The organism is Shewanella sp. ANA-3, assembly GCF_000203935.1.
GTDB lineage: Bacteria > Pseudomonadota > Gammaproteobacteria > Enterobacterales > Shewanellaceae > Shewanella.
Window position 1 is genome coordinate 730,599 of record NC_008577.1, and the last position, 16,397, is coordinate 746,995.

Below are 16,397 nucleotides of genomic sequence, written 5' to 3' on the forward strand. Positions count from 1 at the left end.
TGTGACTGATGCCGTTAACGCATAAATGATGAAGTAGATATGACAACTAAGACGACAAAAAAAGCGAAAGCGAAGCGCAGCCGTGGCCTGTTTGGGCAAATTTGGTCGCTCACTTGGAAACTAGCCTTAATCGGCCTAGCCGTTGTGACCTTCTACAGTATTTACCTCGATCAAATTATTGCCCGCAAGTTTGAGGGGCAAAAATGGCACTTACCCGCGCAGGTATTTAGCCGCTCGATGGCCTTATATCCCGGCGCTGCCGTGAGTCATCCACAGTTAATGGCCGAACTCAAACTCTTAGGTTATCGCAAAGTCGCCAATCCCCGTGAGGTGGGTGAGTTCTCTGCATCCAGCACCAAAATCGAATTATGGCGTCGTCCCTTCTTACATCCTGAGGGCGATCAGGCCGAGCAGCGAGTGATGATTAGCTTCGACAGCGATGGGATCAGCTCGATTGCACGTATGTCAGATAAGCGCCAGTTGGCGGTATTCCATTTAGAACCCGTCTTGCTCGACCGCATTATTGCGGGTGACGGCGAAGACAGATTGTTTGTTCCCACAGAAGAAATGCCTAAGGCGATTGTAAAAGCCTTGCTGCTGGTGGAAGACCGCAGTTTTTACGAACATCACGGGGTTAATCCCTTCGCGATTCTGCGTGCCGCTTTTGTGAATATCAGTGCGGGTCGTACCGTACAGGGCGGCTCGACACTGACCCAGCAGTTGGCGAAAAACTTCTTCCTCTCGAGCGAGCGCTCTTTGCTGCGTAAAATTCGCGAAGCTTTAATGGCGGTGATTATCGATTTTCGTTACAGCAAGGAAGAAATCCTCGAGGCCTACCTCAACGAAGTGTATATGGGGCAAGATAAATCCCGCGCCGTGCATGGTATGGGGCTGGCTTCACAGTTCTATTTTGGTCGACCCATCGGCGAGCTAACCACGGCGCAGCAAGCGTTTTTAGTGGCGGCGATTAAGGGGCCTTCCTATTACAACCCATGGCGTTATCCTGAGCGCAGCCAAGAGCGTCGCGATTTAGTACTGCGTCTCTTGATGGAGTCGGGTGAGCTGAGCACTGCGCAATACAAGGTTGCGGTAGAGTCGCCACTAGGCTTGCGTAATCCCAATAAACCAGTGCATCAAAAATTACCTGCGTTCTATGCCTTGGTTAAACAAGAGCTTAACGAGCGTTATGGCGATGCGTTATTAAAGCAATCTGGGGTGAAGATTTACACCACACTCGATCCAATGGCGCAGGAAGCCGCCGAAATCGCCGTGACTCAAACCTTTAAGAGCTTAGATAAAGGCAATAAGTCGTTGCAGATTGGTATGGTCGTGACGGACAAATACACTGGCGGTATCGCAGCTATGGTGGGTGATAAGACGCCTGGCTTTGATGGCTATAACCGCGCGGTTGAGATCCGCAGACCCATAGGCTCGCTCATCAAACCATTTGTGTACGCCACCGCTTTGGCACCGAATAGCCAGTTTACCTTGGCTTCGCCACTTAAAGATCAGCCGATTACCCTAAAGAATGAGCAGGGCAAAACCTGGTCACCGCAGAACTTTGATAAGAAGTTTAGTGGACAAGTCTCGTTATTAACGGCGCTGAAAAAGTCGATGAACGTACCTACGGTGAACCTCGGGATTGCCGTGGGGGTGGATGCGGTGGCAACCACCTTGGCTAAGTCGGGCTGGCAAGAGCCGCTTAACGAATATCCGTCTATGCTACTGGGCGCCGTGAATGGCTCGCCCTTAATGGTAGCACAGGTTTATCAGACGCTGGCCGATTATGGTGCCTATCGCAAACTCACCACAGTGACGGCGGTGCTGGACAGTCACAATCAGCCGTTACCTGTGACCCGCTCACCGAAGGAGCAAGCTATTACGCCGGATACTGATTTCTTGGTGCAATATGCCATGCAGCAAGTGGTGCGCTCGGGGACTGCAACACGTTTAGGTAATGCCTTCCCAGGCGTTGCTCTGGCGGGTAAAACCGGTACCAGTAACGATAGCCGCGACTCTTGGTTCGCCGGTTTTGACGAGCGTAACGTCGCGGCGATTTGGGTCGGACGCGACGATAACGGCAAGACCAGCCTCTACGGTAGCAGTGGCGCCATGGCGGTGTATCAAGCCTTCTTGAAGGAGCGTCCACCGATTGGGCTACGCTCGATTCCGCCAACGGGCGTGATCCAAGGTTACTTTGACCGTGATACCGGTGAAGCTAAGGAGGCGGGATGCCGCAATACCGAGGCATTGCCAGCCCTTAGAGGTACCTATAATCCTGCGAAAAACTGCGGTGAGCCGTTGCAGTGGTGGCAGAAGATTTTAGGTCAGTAATACTTATTCTTGATAGGTAAAGCGATAACAGCGGTGCAGCAAAATGGCACCGCTGTCTTTTAAAAAGAGAGTACCAGATGTATAAAACCGCAGCCGCAGTGCATATCCTTGTTAAACACAAAGAGCAGGCGGAAGATATTATTAAGCAATTGAATAAAGGCGCGAATTTTGGCGCGTTAGCCAAGCGCTATTCCTCATGTCCGTCGGCGAAAAAGGGCGGCGATCTCGGTGAATTCAAGCGTGGGCAAATGGTGCCGCAGTTCGATAAAGTCGCCTTTTCCGGTGAGCTATTAGTGCCACATCTCGTTAAAACCAAGTTTGGTTGGCATGTAGTGAAGGTGTTGTATCGCACTTAATCAGGTTGCGTTGATTGAGTCAATAAGCTACTTATCGACGCATTAAGCTGCATCTCAACACCAATCTAAACGCTTATTTTCAAAAAATAGTTCACAGTGCGCGTATCCTGTGTTCTGACTGGATAAACGCGCATACGCACTAATAAGACGTTAGCTTCTGGTATGTATAAATGGATTTAAAACAAACAAATTTGCAGAGCATTCTCGACAGGCTCTATAAGACTGCGTTGACATTTCTCCTCCCACAATTAGGATTACTCACCATCGTTGGTTCAAAAAGTGACCAATATACTTTTTTGCTGATGTTTATTGTTTTTCTAGCTTTGAATATTCTCATTCCCGTATGGTTACTTATCTTCAACACTGGGAATTCAAAAATTGATTCATTTTCAATCACAATAGACGACCAGAAAATTCTTGTTTCGACCTATGAAGAAGTCCAGAAGATAGATAAAGCTTCATATTGTGGCTATAAAGTTACCTCGCAGTATCCAAAGCAAATACAGCTATTAGAGGCTAACGGCGAACATATAGAGTTTAGTTACTACGCGTTAAATAAAGAGCAAAGGAACCGCTTGTTTGATTATTTGGGACCAGCGAAAAGCTAACAATCTGATCTAGTCGCTCCCTTCGAACGCAGGGACAAAATATGGGGCCGCTTGGCGAATACGGCTCATATTCTTACCCCTAAGTGTGGATGTTATCCATAAAAGTCTAAAGCTAAAGCCAACGACTTAGAGTAAAAACTAACGCGTTTTTACCCCAAAGCGAGATAAGTTTGTCGTCAAGTGTTTAGGATGAATTGCCATTGTTTCCCCAGTGACACGCCGCCCCTCTATTTAACAAAAAGTGTCCCTATAGGCTCGACGGCGACATCTGCTACACATGGAAGTGTAAATGCCGCGTTCACATGGATGTGAAAGAGCGGCCATGTCGCCAACGGTCACTGTTGCAACAATGGCAATTTTGACGGCCATTGCACTGTCCATTTGGCAAAAAAGCTAACGCCCCATTCCTTGTTTCGGCTTTCTAGCTCAACCGAAAACTCCCACACCTGCTGCCATATATATTCTTATCTATTTGCCTATATTTGGCCTTACCAGAAATCGGCTAACAATGTATGGGTATACAGTCGTATTTAAATTTAGGTGTTTTGGTATGATTTTGAGGCAAAATCAGTGCGCACTAATTCCATCCGCAATAAATAAAACGCTATAAAATCAGGTGAATATAGTAACTGAATTTTAGTTAATAGGTTTGGAAAACGCGCATGCGCGTTTTTCCAGATGGTGTATTTGGCAGAAAGCTGATAAGTTCTTTGCATACAGATAGTTAACCGTGCGCGTTTTCACTGGTCCAACGAGGTAAACGCGCATGCGCACGAATAAAATGTTAAGTGTCTATGCGAACAGTGCACGAAATAAAGTTAATGCTATACGCCCAAAGTGCGCTGCTTGGTGAGGTGGCACCATCGTTTAGGGCAGTCTCTTTCGAGCTATCTCCTGATGGTGAAGATTTGGTCGCACGCTTTATTTTTGATGGAAAACCAAGCGATGATGCTAAAGAAGTTGCGAGCGTTGTACTGACTAATCTGTTCTCAAATTACTCCAAGAATCATCGGAGTTATAAGGAAGAAATGTTAGCCGTTCCGTATCCTGAAGAAATGGAGCATCTATCTTTGTTAGTGTACTTACGGAATGAGGACGACTGGAATTCATGGTCAAGGTTATACAAAAACACTTAACAAACAAAGGCAAAGCGACGCGTGCCGCGCGCTTGCTTTGAACGTTAGATGCTTCTCGGAGAAAATTAGATGAACCTTGCTTCCCTAGAAGAGCGATTAGCAGACTATGGCTCACAGGGCTATTTTTTGCTGGAGGCATTCGTTCTTCAGCTATTGAAGGTTGAGGCTGAAAGTAATGGTCAGGTCGTCTTTACCGATCAGAGTTCGCCCCATTCGCCAATGGATGCCTATGCCCCAAAAGGCTTTGGCCAAATACAACACCCATTGTCAATTGAAGTTACACGAACGCTTACTCCTAAGAAGCTTGAGTCGATTCTTAAAACTCACTTCAATTACCGACGGAGTGAAGAGGAAGGCATTTTAATTGTTGCACTGCGTCAATTGGCGAAGGAAAGCGATTATGTCAAGCACTTAACACAGAAAGCAGCAGGTCGCCTAATTATTTGGGGCGAAAGTGAACTTGAGCAACTTATCGAAAAACACAGTCAGGCGGCTGACAAGCTCGCTAGCAAACTCTTTTCACTTAGATTACAAATGGCTGTATCCCGCAACCCAGAAGACTGGAAAGAAAAGAGGGATCAAGTTGTTTTGGAAGTAAGTGAAAGCTACCGCTCAGGAAGATTCTCGCTTGTCCTCGGTGCAGGTGTTTCAAGCAGCGCAGGCTTGCCCGACTGGGACACACTTCTGAACTCCCTCTTCGTATCCATGCTCACTGACGAAGATCTTAGTGACAAATCACATGATAACGAACATGTTGCAAGCATCGTCAAGCGCCTAAGACAAATTGATGGCCCTTCGGCTTTAATGCTGGCGAGATATATAAGGAAAGGGCTTTCCGCAGGCTCTGAGAAAGAGCAAAAAGAATTTATACAAGCAGTTACGACTCGACTCTATTCATTACGAAACAAACAATACTCACTCAGTTCGCCACTAATTAAAGAGATCGCAAGCCTTTGCACCCCGACCCGGACAGGAGCCAAGGTTAGATCTGTAATAACATACAACTTTGACGATCTTATGGAGCGAGAGTTAGAAGCTAGGAATCTCTCAATAAGAAGCATTTTTGAAGAAGTTGAGCTGGCAGCACCTGAAGAATTACCTATCTATCATGTACATGGATTTCTTCCAGAAAACCGCACCAACTACTCCAACCTTGATCGAACAACGCTTGTTTTTTCTGAAGAAGGTTACCACCAAATATATAGTGAAGCCTACCACTGGTCCAACTTAGTCCAACTAGCAAGTCTAAAGGAAACAACTTGCCTAATGGTGGGGCTGTCATTGACCGATCCTAACCTAAGAAGGCTTCTCGAAATCGCAGCAAAGTCAACTGATCGACCTAAACATTTTGCATTCCTACCACGAGTGAGCTTGGAAAAGTTCACTAAAGATGATGGGAAAAATGTTGTTCGTGCGCCGACTGGAGTTTCAAAAAGATTTCTGGATAGACACCATAGTCTCAATGAAGAAGTAATGCGTGAATTGGGCGTTAATGTAATTTGGTATGAATCTTATGATGAGATACCTAAGATACTCCACAGCATTGGGAAAGGCATCTAACAAATGGTTCAAATCACTCGCTCCGCTCGCTGGGACGGGCTAAAGCCCGCCCCTTAACCAAACGTTAAGAGCCCGCGTTAATAGGAAACTATGAGCACAAAAATCAACCTCACATTAGTTGTCTATGGACTGGCTTTATTCTCAGGGATTTCTTATCTCTGGGGATTTTGGATTAAGTACGACATCAATATACTTTCCTACGTAGCTCTAACTGAGATAGTGAAAGCTTCTGTTTATCCAGCTCTCCCAGCCATAGGTATCCTTGCGGCTTACTCTGCAATGGATGGGGTTAACTCAATGTCAAAAAAACAACATGATGAGTACATGGAAGCTGGTGGTTTCTTTAAAGGTTTCACCTATTTCTTTAAGTTTTACTGCGTTTCAATGATTCTTCTAGGCTTAGGTAGCTCGGCATATACCGCAATAACCGAGACAGGGTACATGCGCTTAAGGGGTCTTTATCCATTAGTATCTCTAATCCTGTTTTTATACATTATCTTCAGCAATAAGTATTTACTAAGCATACCTGTAAACTTAAGGGTTTTTGTTGTTTCGATATTTTGTTTCTTGCCTACTGCATCATTCAGTAAAGGGTATTCAAATGGTGAGGTGGCAATGGACCATGATGCGCCAGGTTACTATGTGGTTAGCAGTGGTTACTGCTCATCCACCGAGAAAGAGAAATTTCGGTACATTGGTGTGTTAGGCAGTAGGCTATTTAGCCTATCCTCAAAGGATAATAGTATCTGTATTTCAAAATCCGAAGACTTTAAATTGGTAAGGTACAACGAACCAGCTCTTAACAAACAGCTCAACGAGGACGCAGCAAAAAGCGCTGCGCCTGTTAGCTGAGCGTTATCTCCATAGAAATTTTAATCCGAAACTGAAAAGTTAGAGCAAAGGAGCTATCACGCTTTTGTCCCAAAGCATGCTTCGTATTTCTTTAAAACTTACAGACTACGCTAATGCTAAACAGGTGAGCCATGGTGATTAGCGAGACGACCGTCCGCCCCATGGACGGGGCGGTCGAGCATCCAAGGAAGGACTTGCTGCGTGTCGTTGAGCAAATACCATGGATCGCCGTTAATAAGGTCTGCATTCAATAACTAAGCAATGATATAAGTCTTTCAATATTTAACACTCTTCTGTCCACAAACGAGTTACTAATGTTCCTTCAAAACAAACAGGCGACATCGATGCCAAACAGGAGAACCATGGTGATTAGCGAGACGACAGTCCACCTCAAGGCTGCTTCTGGCAGCCATGCTATCGTAGCCTTTAAGATACTATCCGACGCATTAAAAACGCAGCCAAAGTAGCAACAATGGGTGATATTTTACGGGTTATGATTTGCTTATTCGATGTGCGGCGATGATGTGCCGTGAAATCACAGGGAGGCGCGATGAGCTTTAACTTTGATACCTACCGTTTTAATACCGAAGATGCGATTCAAGTCTGTGTCGGCGCCTTTGCGCTTGCCGTGCCTATTGGGTTTTCGGAGGAGGCATGGCAACTCGGGGAGACCTTGCCGCTACTGAATCTGCTGATGTTATTGAGTTTGTCGCTGCTGTTTCTAGGGGTATTTACTTACCAGAGTGTGTTCCAACAAAACATTCGTCACCGCCTGCCGGTATTTATTTTTCGGATTGTTATGGCCTATCTGATTAGTGCCTGTGTGGTGAGTTTGGTGCTCCTTTGCCTCGATAAGCTGCCCTTTATTGATGACCCTTTGACCTCCATTAAGCGGATTATCGTGATTACTATGCCGGCTTCTATGGGGGCGATTGTGGTGGATAGTTTCGATAAGGAATAGCGTGGACTTGATAAAGAGCCGCTCAACTGCTTAGTGACAACTCATGACTTTTGTCACTGGTGCATTTAGGTTATGTTGCACATACTGGATTAAGAGATAAATTCGAAAAGGACCCGTTATGAACGCAGCAACGCTTGCATTACTTATCCCTATTTTTGCCATTGTCGGCGGATATACAGTCGCGATTATGAAGATCCGCGAGCGCGGCAATTCGGTCAGTACTAAGCTTCAGGCCGAAAACCAACTGTTACGAATTGAGCTTGATAAGCTGCGCGAGCGGGTTGAGGTGTTAGAACAACTGGTGACCGACGAGAGTTTTCAGTTAAAGCGCGAATTTAAGCGAGTTTAGTCGCAGTGATTGCAGACAGATGATTTACAAGGGCAAACTGGGTTTGCCCTTGTTCGTTTTACGAGGGATTAAAATTTATAGCTGTAACCGAGTGTGATCGTTTGAGGTTTTCCGGCAAAAATAGAGCCGTGTACTCGCGTCGTCATATAGGTTTCATCTAAGAGGTTGTCTACGGTTAAGTACACTTCCTGACTGTGGGTGACAAAGTAACGCGCCGACAAGTCCACTAAGGTTTTGGCCTCAATCACTTCATCTGCGGGAATGGCGCCTGCACCTGCTTTTGTTCGCATCTCATCGGTATAACGTGCCGCCACTGTGATTTGCCAGTCTTGCGATTGCACACCTGCTGAAATATACAATTGGTTTTCAGGTAGATAGGTTAATTGGTAACCCGCTTCAACCTTATCCCAAGTTTCAAACTCAGATTCGAAACTATTGCCAAACTCGGCATCCGTGTAGGTGTAGGCGAGTTTGACTGGAAAACTCATCGCTCCGGCGCGATTAAACTCGTGGGCGAGGCTGAGTTCGAGGCCTTTGACTTCTACTTCGCCTGCGTTGTACTGATTGTCGAGTTTAGTGTCATCACAACCTTGCGCCGCCGTGCAGTTGCCGTGCATGTTACTGTAATCGCTATAGAAACCGATTAACTCTGCATTAAATGCATCTTGATGGTAGCGAACGCCAGCCTCATAGTTCCAGCTTTGTTCTTCTTGTCCCTTAGCATTGCCGGGCGCGGCGGGCGAGAAGCCTTTTTGTACTCCAGCCAGAAGTAATACTTGCTCATTAATCTGGTAAGTTGCTGATAACGAAGGCAGCAGCGCATTGAACTGGCTTTCAACCTGTTTATCGGGATTTCCCTCGCGGCCCGGATTCTTCTTACCCCAATCGCGGCGTTGGGTTTCGACATCTTCCCAGCGCAGGCCGGCGGTAATGGTGAGCGCGTCTAGGCTGATTTTATCTTGTACATAGGCCGCAAATGCCGTGGCGCTATCGACACGGTTAGAGTCGGTGCCCGGGACACCACTCTTAGTGCGTAACATGACACTGTTGGCGTCCATTGCATAACTGTCGGCCCATTGGTATCTGTCCATTTCATCTTCATGGTAACGAAGACCAAAGGCGAGGTCGTGATCCCCGAGTAACCAATTGAGTTCCGTTTGTATCCCTTGGGCGAGGTAACTGCGATTATTGGCTTTGACATTGACCTCAAGCTCAGAGAGCAGACCCGCATCAAAGTCGGCAGCATTTTGGATCCCTTTGCCACTTAATGATTCACCACCAACCTTGTCGGCCTTATACCAATTTCGATGAAAATCATTGTAATAGCCAATGCTGCTAAGGCTTAGCGTGTCGCTAAAATCGATAATATGGTTGAGCTGTACTTGCTTATGCTCTGTGGTCATCTGATCTTTTTGCGAGGCCGAATAGCGACTATAGGGCGAGGCCTGATAATCCGCATCGGTTAGACCCATATAGGTTTCGTTAGAGGTCTCATCGGCAAATTTCAATTTGAGTTCAAGGGATTGCTGGTATGTGGCCGTGCGGTCGGTGTTAACTCTGACCTTGGCTAAGGCATCATTTTTAGTAAAGCCAGTGTCGCCGCCGACCGTGTTTATCTCCCTAAATCCATCGGCTTGATAGCGATAAATCTCGGCCACAGCGCCAATGCGCTCGCCTTGTCCGCCCGCATAGGTGTGTAATTTACCGAAGCCATCTTGGCCTAAGGCCAGATCAATTTTGCCGGCTAATGCCTCTTGAGGAATTTGCCGAGACAGCATGTTAATCACCCCTCCCGTGGTGCGGGGGCCATATTTTACCGTTGAGCTTCCCTTAAGGATTTCAACCGATTGCATTCTGCCTGAGGAGGGAAGTAGTAAGCCGCTGGGGAGGCATAGGGGGCGGGAGCTGCGAGAACACCATCTTCCATCACGGTAATCTTTTCAGAACGATTTTGCCCCGTGCCACGCATACCAATGTTCGGGCGCAGACCATAACCATCTTCTTCTTGAATATAAACGCCGGGCACAGAGGCCAAGGTGCGCATAATATCGGAATATTTAAAGGTTTCTAATTCGGCTTCGGTAATTTGATGGGCGCTACCTGGGGTGGTATCGAGGGGATTTTTACTGCCGAAAATACTGATCTGTTCTATTTTTGCGGGGGCTTGGGTGGGCGAATTGGCTTGGGCATTGAAGGCGGTAGTTAATGCGCAGGCCAATAAGCTAAGGCGCATTGGGCTAAGTTGGGTCATTGGGCTCTCCGAATCGGACATGGTGCTTGTCTTTATTTTTTTTGCAAACAGGAATTGTTCTCGTTTGCGGCCGCGGAGCTTAGTTTTGTTAACTTAAAACCAACTTAAAATTCTTTATCTTTACAAATGTAAGTCAGATGTTACTTTGTTCGTTACCCTAAGAGGATAAGTCATCGGGTGAGTGAAATGCCGAAACTGAGGTAGACTCGTTGCACCTTTGTTATTCGCCCAATATTGAGCCAGTTAAGATCGAGTTTATATGTTCCTATCGCCGTATTTTTCTAAGCAAAATCAATCAATTTCTGTTTCTGCACAACAAGCCAGTGACTTCGCCAAGAAAATCGCCCAAGACTTTAACCCTATCCACGATGTGGGTGCTAAGCGCTTTTGTGTGCCCGGCGACTTGCTGTTTGCCCTCGTCTTAACCCAGTACGGTTTAAGCCAGAACATGAAGTTTACCTTTGCTGGCATGGTCGGTGATGGCGTCGAGCTGCAATTTCCCGAGCAGGTGAGTGACAGTTTTTCGATTTGCGATAACCGCGAGAAAACCTATTTGCAGGTGAGTCGTCAGGGCGATGTGAGTCGTTGCGACGCGCAAACCGAATCCTTTATTCGCAACTATGTGGCGTTTTCGGGACACAATTTTATCGATATCTTGGTGCCTTTGATGAAACAGCATCAAGTGATGATTAACCCCGAGCGTCCCTTAGTGATCTACGAGAGCATGTCATTCGACTTAACCAGCCTCGATTTTGTGGAAGTGAAGTTATCGCTTGTACAACAAGAGCTTAAAATTGATGGTAAGCGTGGCGATGTGACGCTGCACTTTGAACTGCATAGCGGCGATACCCTCGTTGGCACAGGGATTAAAACCTTAGTCATGAGTGGCCTGCGCCCCTACGAAGAGACGCAAATGCAACAAATGTGTGCCGCCTATGAAGGGCGCAAAACCGATTTTTAAGCGGTATTTTGAGCCAGACCTGTTTCGAGTAAGACCTGTTTTAAGTAAGACTTGAGTGATTTGGTAAGTAAGGCGCCGAGGGAAAACCAAGGCGCCGATAACGGCTAAGACTCAATTCAAACCATTTGGGATTACAATTGCTTTAAAGCCTATTATCCCAAGGGTTTAGCTGGCTCTCTAACTTAACCTTCTAACCGCTTAAGCCTGCGAACCTCGCTTTCTTTCGCAGTTTTCCCACTTCAATTATTCGCTCAGCCATGCAATTTAGCCTTTAGCTTAAGCGTCACGCTTATCCCTTAACGCTTGGTCAGAATGGGTTAATCAATAGAAAGTTGCGAGACTGTCTCGGCGACATTCTCCGCGCCGGTGCGAATATCGCCCATCACGGCGGTGACTTCCGCTAATTGCTGTTTGCCTTCCTCGGCGATGCGCTCAACCTCATTCATCATGCTGGTGGCACTGGCCGTCAGTTGGCTGTTCTTATCGACCACAGCGGCGATTTCGCCGGTCGATTTACTGGTTCTCGCCGCTAATTGGCGCACCTCATCGGCCACTACGGCAAAGCCTCGGCCTTGTTCGCCCGCGCGGGCAGCTTCGATGGCGGCGTTGAGGGCCAGTAGATTGGTTTGATCGGCAATGGCACTGATTGTTGCCACAATTGCTTGAATACTTTGAGATTGCTCGTTGAGTTTCAACATAGACTCTGTGGTTTTATGGGTCTGCGCCGCAATCGCGTTTGAGGTGTTTACCGTCGCATCGAGTAACTGCACGCCGCGGTTAGCCTGTTCAACCGTGCTCTGCGAGGTGGCATGGGCGATATTGGCCGCATCCCGAATCGCATGGCTCTTGATAATTCTCTGGGTTATGTCGCTGGCAAACTTGATTACCTTTACCACTTTGCCGTGATCATCCATCACAGGGTTGTAGACGGCCTCAAGCCAAATCGAATCCCCATAGGCATTTTTACGTTGGAATAGGCCTTTCTTGTATTGCCCACGTCGCAGGTCATCCCAAAAATGGGGATTATCCTGATAGAAGTTATCGAAGCAGAACAGGCGGTGATGCTTGCCTTGGAGTTGCTCCTTGCTATATCCCATGGTTCTGAGGAAGTTAGCATTGGCATTGAGGATATTGCCCTCGGGGCTGAACTCGATGATCGCCTGGGATTTTTGCAGGGCGCTAAACAGCGCCGCCTGAGCATCTAGCTGATATTTATCCTCGGTGATCACCGCCGCAGTTTTCATGATCTTAGTGATTTTGCCATCCAGCTTGATGGGGAAATAGGTCGCCCTGAGCCAGATCTCTTGACCATTCTTGTGTACGCGGGGGAATTTGCCTTCCTTCGCCTGTCCTTGCTTTAATTCGCGCCAAAACTGTTGATATTCCGAGGTATTTACATAGTATTCGGCGCAAAATAATTTATGGTGTTTACCGACAATCTCGTCCAGTGAGTAGCCTACAGCCTTCAAAAACAGGGGATTGGCATCGAGGATGATGCCATCGGGGGTAAACTCAATCGTCGCGATACTCGCCTTGATTGAATCGACAACGGCCTCGGCTTCCCTGCGTTTGGTTTCGCTTTCTGCGAGGTCTTTACGTAGTGAAGAATTAAACACTGAATACTCCTGATGAGTGGGTTAACTCAAAGACGGCGTTAATAGCCTAAGCTGAGCAATAGGCACATAGCATTAGGCTCTTAGCGTTCGGCATAGTGCAATATAGTGTAACTATAGCCATGATTTTACTCGTAAGAGGTATTTCAACGAAACTTAATGCTGTGAGATAGATACCAATTATCGTCAAAATAAGATCACGCTGAGGATAAAAAAGAACGGCATGTGTCGCGCTTCAAAGACCGGTTATTTATCCAAGGCGCCGCTGCAAGCGCCTTGGATGGCGAGCCTAGGTTAAGCGATTTTCTCTATCTTGGCGGGCAGTCCTTGCCGCGCCGATGCACCGCTGGCCCAGTCCACCAGCGGATAGCGCCCATGGCGGCTTGGGTCGAACAGATTCAAGTCGTTCATATTGACTCCGACGCGGATCAGCGGATTGGCGGCAATCTTTTTATCATCGATGACTATGTCCCGCGCGCCTAACTCCTTATGGCCATAACCGTGCTCGATGGCAATGCAGTCGGGATGCACGCCCGCCACACATTCCACCAAGGCCACCACACTGCCATTTGGCGTGCTGATCTTGACCGTATCTCCGGTCTTGATGCCAAGGCGTGCGGCGGTTTGCTCATTGATGCGCACCGGATTATTGGGGTGCACTTGGCGCAAACGATCCGAACCTATGCTCATCGAACTCATGGTATGCGACTTATAACTGCTGATCAGCAGCGGCCACTGTGACTTATTGAATGCTTGCTCCAAGGGTGTGCCGTTGGCGAGCGCAGGATGATAACGCCGTGGACAGCCGCTCATATATTCACCGCTTAAGCTATTGCGCCGACTGCCGACCTCTGGGTTCCACAGCATTAAAGGTTTTGGCCAAACCTTGCTGGGGTTGCCCGCCTCATCGCGTCCCGCGCTGATATTCTCAAAGCGGCCGCCACGGGCAAATAAGTAACTGACTTTTTTGACCTCTTCGGGTTTGAGTCTGGCATTGAGTTCCGCTTGAATGCGCCCAACACCACTGAAGTACATATCTTCGGCATTGATATCGGCAACGGGTTTTCCAAGGTAGGCCACGTTCGCCGCGCCGTAGAGCGAGAAATCGGCCGCGCGGATCAGGGGATGCAAACTGCCATCTGCGGCCTTGACCACATTGGCGCCAAAGCCGGGCAGATTGAGCTTTATCGCCACTTGGCTAAGGAAGGATTCCATACAAATCACATCGCCATCGGCGGTTTTGGCGACCCTCGGCTCGACAATCGGCCAGCGCCCGGTGGCTTCTTTAGTGAGCGTGCCGTGCCACGCGGCGCTCCAGCCCCAAGATTCATAGGTTAAAGTGTCGGGCACTATGTAGTCCGACAGCGCCGAGGTCTCATTGATAAAGCTGTCGATGCTGATAAATAGCGGCAATACTTTGGGGTCTTTTAATTGTGCACCAATAGCTTCGCCGAGACCCGCCTGACCATAAATCGGGTTACCCATATGGTTGATCCACGCCTTGAGTTGATAGGGATAACCGTGCACCGCCGCAGTCAAATGCTCACCGAGCAGGGGCGATGAGATGGGGAACCAAGGCTCCTTTGACGGATAGGGCGACTCACCCGCCTCGACTTTACGGCGGTATTCAGAGGTTTTCTCGTAGGGGAACTTAGAGCGGGAAAGGAATACGCCCTTAGGTTCGACCATGCCGTCAAACTCCTGCAAATTGTACCTTGGGCCAGCCCCAAAGGCGGGGAAAGTACCGCCCTTAGCCATTGCGCCGCCCTTAAGATTTAGGTTACCAATCATGGCGTTAAGCATCATGATCGCCCATGCGCTGTAAAAACCGTTGGCGCTCATAGTGCCGCCGTGGGAAATCACCGCCGCCTTAGTGCCGTGATCCGTGAATTTGTGGGCGAGGGCGGCAATTTGCGCCTCGCTAATATCGCACTCCTTGGCATAGTCCGCCATCTCGACGCTGCGCGCGGCTTCACTGAGCAGTTGAAAACTCGATTTCACCCTCAGATCGCCCTTTGGCGTATTCACGCTTTGCTCCACCTCAAGTTGCGCCTTGGCGCATTGTCCGGCGGGTAGGATCTGCCCAGTAGCGGCATCGACAACCAGAGGTGAGTCTTGCTCGCCGTAAGCTTTACCTTCGAAGGGCAGGCCGAGATCACTGGCATACAAATATTGGCCGTATCTGGGGTGATTTGGCGTGCTGATGATTAAGAAGCTGGCATTACTAAAGCCTCGATAACCCGCAGCTTTCGCCGCCTCGACATTGGGCGCGGTTAAAAATGCACTGGCATAGCGCTGGTTATCGATAATCCAGCGCAGCATGCCCATGGCAAGGGCGGAGTCGGTTGCGGGGCGAATGGGCAGCCAAGTATTGTTACCCGCGCAGGGTTGGTTCGAGGTGTTGGGCAACATGGGCGACACCACCACATAACTGAATTCTCGCCCATCGACCCGAGCGTTGGCCAACTGCCGCGCTTGGCGTTTAAAAGGATTGCCCGATTGCTGCGGCGAGGTACCGATAAACAGCAGAAACTCGCTATTGTCCCAATCGGGTTTAAGGTGAGCGTATTTCTTTAAATCGTCGAGCAGGGCACCCGCACCTGCGCGATAGGTAAAGCCGCAATAGGCGCCGTGGTTGGCAAAATTTCGTGTACCGAAACTATTGAAGGTAAAGCGTTTAATGATGACATCGCGGCCCTCATCCGAAGCGTTCGACACCAATAGCTGGTTAGCCTTGGGGCCATATTCAGGATTATTGGCATCGAGTGGTGTGCTGATATCGCGAATGGCTCTTAAGCCTTCGACTTGGCCTTCGCCAAATAAGTCACCGCCATCGACGACCTCGGTCAGCAGTTGCTCGAAACTGATGCTTTGCCATTGACCACTACCACGCGGCCCGACCCGTTTAAGGCATTGGGTGACGCGATAGGGACTATCTAATTGTTCTAACATGGCATTACCACGAGCGCAGGCGGTTGAGCGTCCCTGTAAGCCCTGCTCCTGATAGGCACTCAAGCCCACAAAGGCGGTTTTGATCGGCGTATCGAAGTCGATATGTTCCCGCGCCGAGAGCGGATGATAGGGATTGCCGCTGATGCGGAGGATCTTATCGGTCTTATTATCGATACGGGCGCGCACGCCACACTTGGTCCAACAGCCGAGACACATGGTATTGGCGATGCGTTGCTCATCGTTGCCAATCAGCTGGCCTGAGGTTAAATCCACTTTATATTCAGGGGCTAGCGAATTGCCATGGATGGGATCTTGGGTGGTCTTGCCCGAACTGCCATTCACCACCCCCTTGCCCATTTGCGCTAAGGTATGGCTGTAACCTGCGGCAAATAATCCCACGCCACCCGTCACAGCTGCGCCTTTGATAAAACGACGTTTACTCTTATCCATTACGGACTCCTTAA

11 protein-coding genes and 1 pseudogene are annotated in these 16,397 nt (G+C 48.4%); 9 read left to right on the forward strand and 3 right to left on the reverse strand.

Features of this window, described 5'->3' with window-relative positions:
* The first annotated feature begins 39 nt into the window (after nucleotides 1–39).
* From mrcB to SHEWANA3_RS03325, 8 genes are all read left to right on the forward strand, one after another.
* Nucleotides 40–2,334: a penicillin-binding protein 1B gene (mrcB, locus tag SHEWANA3_RS03285; RefSeq protein WP_011715809.1), complete on the forward strand. Its 2,295-nt coding sequence runs from the start codon at nucleotides 40–42 to the stop codon at nucleotides 2,332–2,334.
* Nucleotides 2,335–2,411: 77 nt separating this feature from the next.
* On the forward strand, nucleotides 2,412–2,690 hold the full coding sequence (locus tag SHEWANA3_RS03290) for a peptidylprolyl isomerase (RefSeq protein WP_011627235.1): 279 nt from the start codon (nucleotides 2,412–2,414) through the stop codon (nucleotides 2,688–2,690).
* A 170-nt stretch (nucleotides 2,691–2,860) separates the two neighbouring features.
* Nucleotides 2,861–3,298, forward strand: a complete 438-nt coding sequence (locus tag SHEWANA3_RS03295; protein ID WP_011715810.1) for a hypothetical protein — start codon at nucleotides 2,861–2,863, stop codon at nucleotides 3,296–3,298.
* 821 nt (nucleotides 3,299–4,119) lie between these two features.
* The gene (locus tag SHEWANA3_RS03305) at nucleotides 4,120–4,434 is read left to right on the forward strand and encodes a hypothetical protein (RefSeq protein ID WP_244096595.1); all 315 of its coding nucleotides are present in this window, start codon (nucleotides 4,120–4,122) and stop codon (nucleotides 4,432–4,434) included.
* Nucleotides 4,435–4,503: 69 nt separating this feature from the next.
* Nucleotides 4,504–5,994: an SIR2 family protein gene (locus SHEWANA3_RS03310; protein ID WP_011715811.1), complete on the forward strand. Its 1,491-nt coding sequence runs from the start codon at nucleotides 4,504–4,506 to the stop codon at nucleotides 5,992–5,994.
* Nucleotides 5,995–6,084: 90 nt separating this feature from the next.
* The gene (locus tag SHEWANA3_RS03315) at nucleotides 6,085–6,846 is read left to right on the forward strand and encodes a hypothetical protein (RefSeq protein ID WP_011715812.1); all 762 of its coding nucleotides are present in this window, start codon (nucleotides 6,085–6,087) and stop codon (nucleotides 6,844–6,846) included.
* A 550-nt stretch (nucleotides 6,847–7,396) separates the two neighbouring features.
* Entirely contained in the window at nucleotides 7,397–7,807 is a 411-nt protein-coding gene (locus tag SHEWANA3_RS03320) for a DUF2391 family protein (protein ID WP_011621427.1), read from the forward strand.
* 118 nt (nucleotides 7,808–7,925) lie between these two features.
* A complete protein-coding gene (locus SHEWANA3_RS03325) occupies nucleotides 7,926–8,156 on the forward strand; it encodes a hypothetical protein (RefSeq protein ID WP_011715813.1) in 231 nt (76 codons plus the stop codon).
* Nucleotides 8,157–8,224: 68 nt separating this feature from the next.
* Here SHEWANA3_RS03325 and SHEWANA3_RS03330 read toward each other — a convergent pair.
* Nucleotides 8,225–10,407: pseudogene (locus SHEWANA3_RS03330) on the reverse strand (TonB-dependent receptor).
* A gap of 259 nt (nucleotides 10,408–10,666) precedes the next feature.
* Here SHEWANA3_RS03330 and SHEWANA3_RS03335 point away from each other — a divergent pair.
* The gene (locus SHEWANA3_RS03335; RefSeq protein ID WP_011715814.1) at nucleotides 10,667–11,368 is read left to right on the forward strand and encodes a DUF3581 domain-containing protein; all 702 of its coding nucleotides are present in this window, start codon (nucleotides 10,667–10,669) and stop codon (nucleotides 11,366–11,368) included.
* Between the two features lie 317 nt (nucleotides 11,369–11,685).
* On the opposite strand, the gene SHEWANA3_RS23875 is transcribed toward SHEWANA3_RS03335, so the two are convergent.
* Both SHEWANA3_RS23875 and SHEWANA3_RS03345 read right to left on the reverse strand, forming a co-directional pair.
* Nucleotides 11,686–12,984, reverse strand: coding sequence for a PAS domain-containing methyl-accepting chemotaxis protein (locus tag SHEWANA3_RS23875; RefSeq protein WP_011715815.1), 1,299 nt, complete (start codon nucleotides 12,982–12,984; stop codon nucleotides 11,686–11,688).
* Nucleotides 12,985–13,275: 291 nt separating this feature from the next.
* On the reverse strand, nucleotides 13,276–16,383 hold the full coding sequence (locus SHEWANA3_RS03345) for a tetrathionate reductase subunit A (protein ID WP_011715816.1): 3,108 nt from the start codon (nucleotides 16,381–16,383) through the stop codon (nucleotides 13,276–13,278).
* Nucleotides 16,384–16,397: the final 14 nt, after the last annotated feature.

What these genes read in the sequence shown, in the direction of transcription:
- mrcB (WP_011715809.1), top strand. Translation starts at nt 40, where the DNA reads ATGACAACTAAGACGACAAAAAAAGCGAAAGCGAAGCGCAGCCGTGGC.
- SHEWANA3_RS03305 (WP_244096595.1), top strand. Translation starts at nt 4,120, where the DNA reads ATGCTATACGCCCAAAGTGCGCTGCTTGGTGAGGTGGCACCATCGTTT.
- SHEWANA3_RS03315 (WP_011715812.1), top strand. Translation starts at nt 6,085, where the DNA reads ATGAGCACAAAAATCAACCTCACATTAGTTGTCTATGGACTGGCTTTA.
- SHEWANA3_RS03335 (WP_011715814.1), top strand. Translation starts at nt 10,667, where the DNA reads ATGTTCCTATCGCCGTATTTTTCTAAGCAAAATCAATCAATTTCTGTT.
- SHEWANA3_RS03310 (WP_011715811.1), top strand. Translation starts at nt 4,504, where the DNA reads ATGAACCTTGCTTCCCTAGAAGAGCGATTAGCAGACTATGGCTCACAG.
- SHEWANA3_RS03345 (WP_011715816.1), bottom strand. Translation starts at nt 16,383, where the DNA reads ATGGATAAGAGTAAACGTCGTTTTATCAAAGGCGCAGCTGTGACGGGT.
- SHEWANA3_RS03290 (WP_011627235.1), top strand. Translation starts at nt 2,412, where the DNA reads ATGTATAAAACCGCAGCCGCAGTGCATATCCTTGTTAAACACAAAGAG.
- SHEWANA3_RS03320 (WP_011621427.1), top strand. Translation starts at nt 7,397, where the DNA reads ATGAGCTTTAACTTTGATACCTACCGTTTTAATACCGAAGATGCGATT.
- SHEWANA3_RS03295 (WP_011715810.1), top strand. Translation starts at nt 2,861, where the DNA reads ATGGATTTAAAACAAACAAATTTGCAGAGCATTCTCGACAGGCTCTAT.
- SHEWANA3_RS03325 (WP_011715813.1), top strand. Translation starts at nt 7,926, where the DNA reads ATGAACGCAGCAACGCTTGCATTACTTATCCCTATTTTTGCCATTGTC.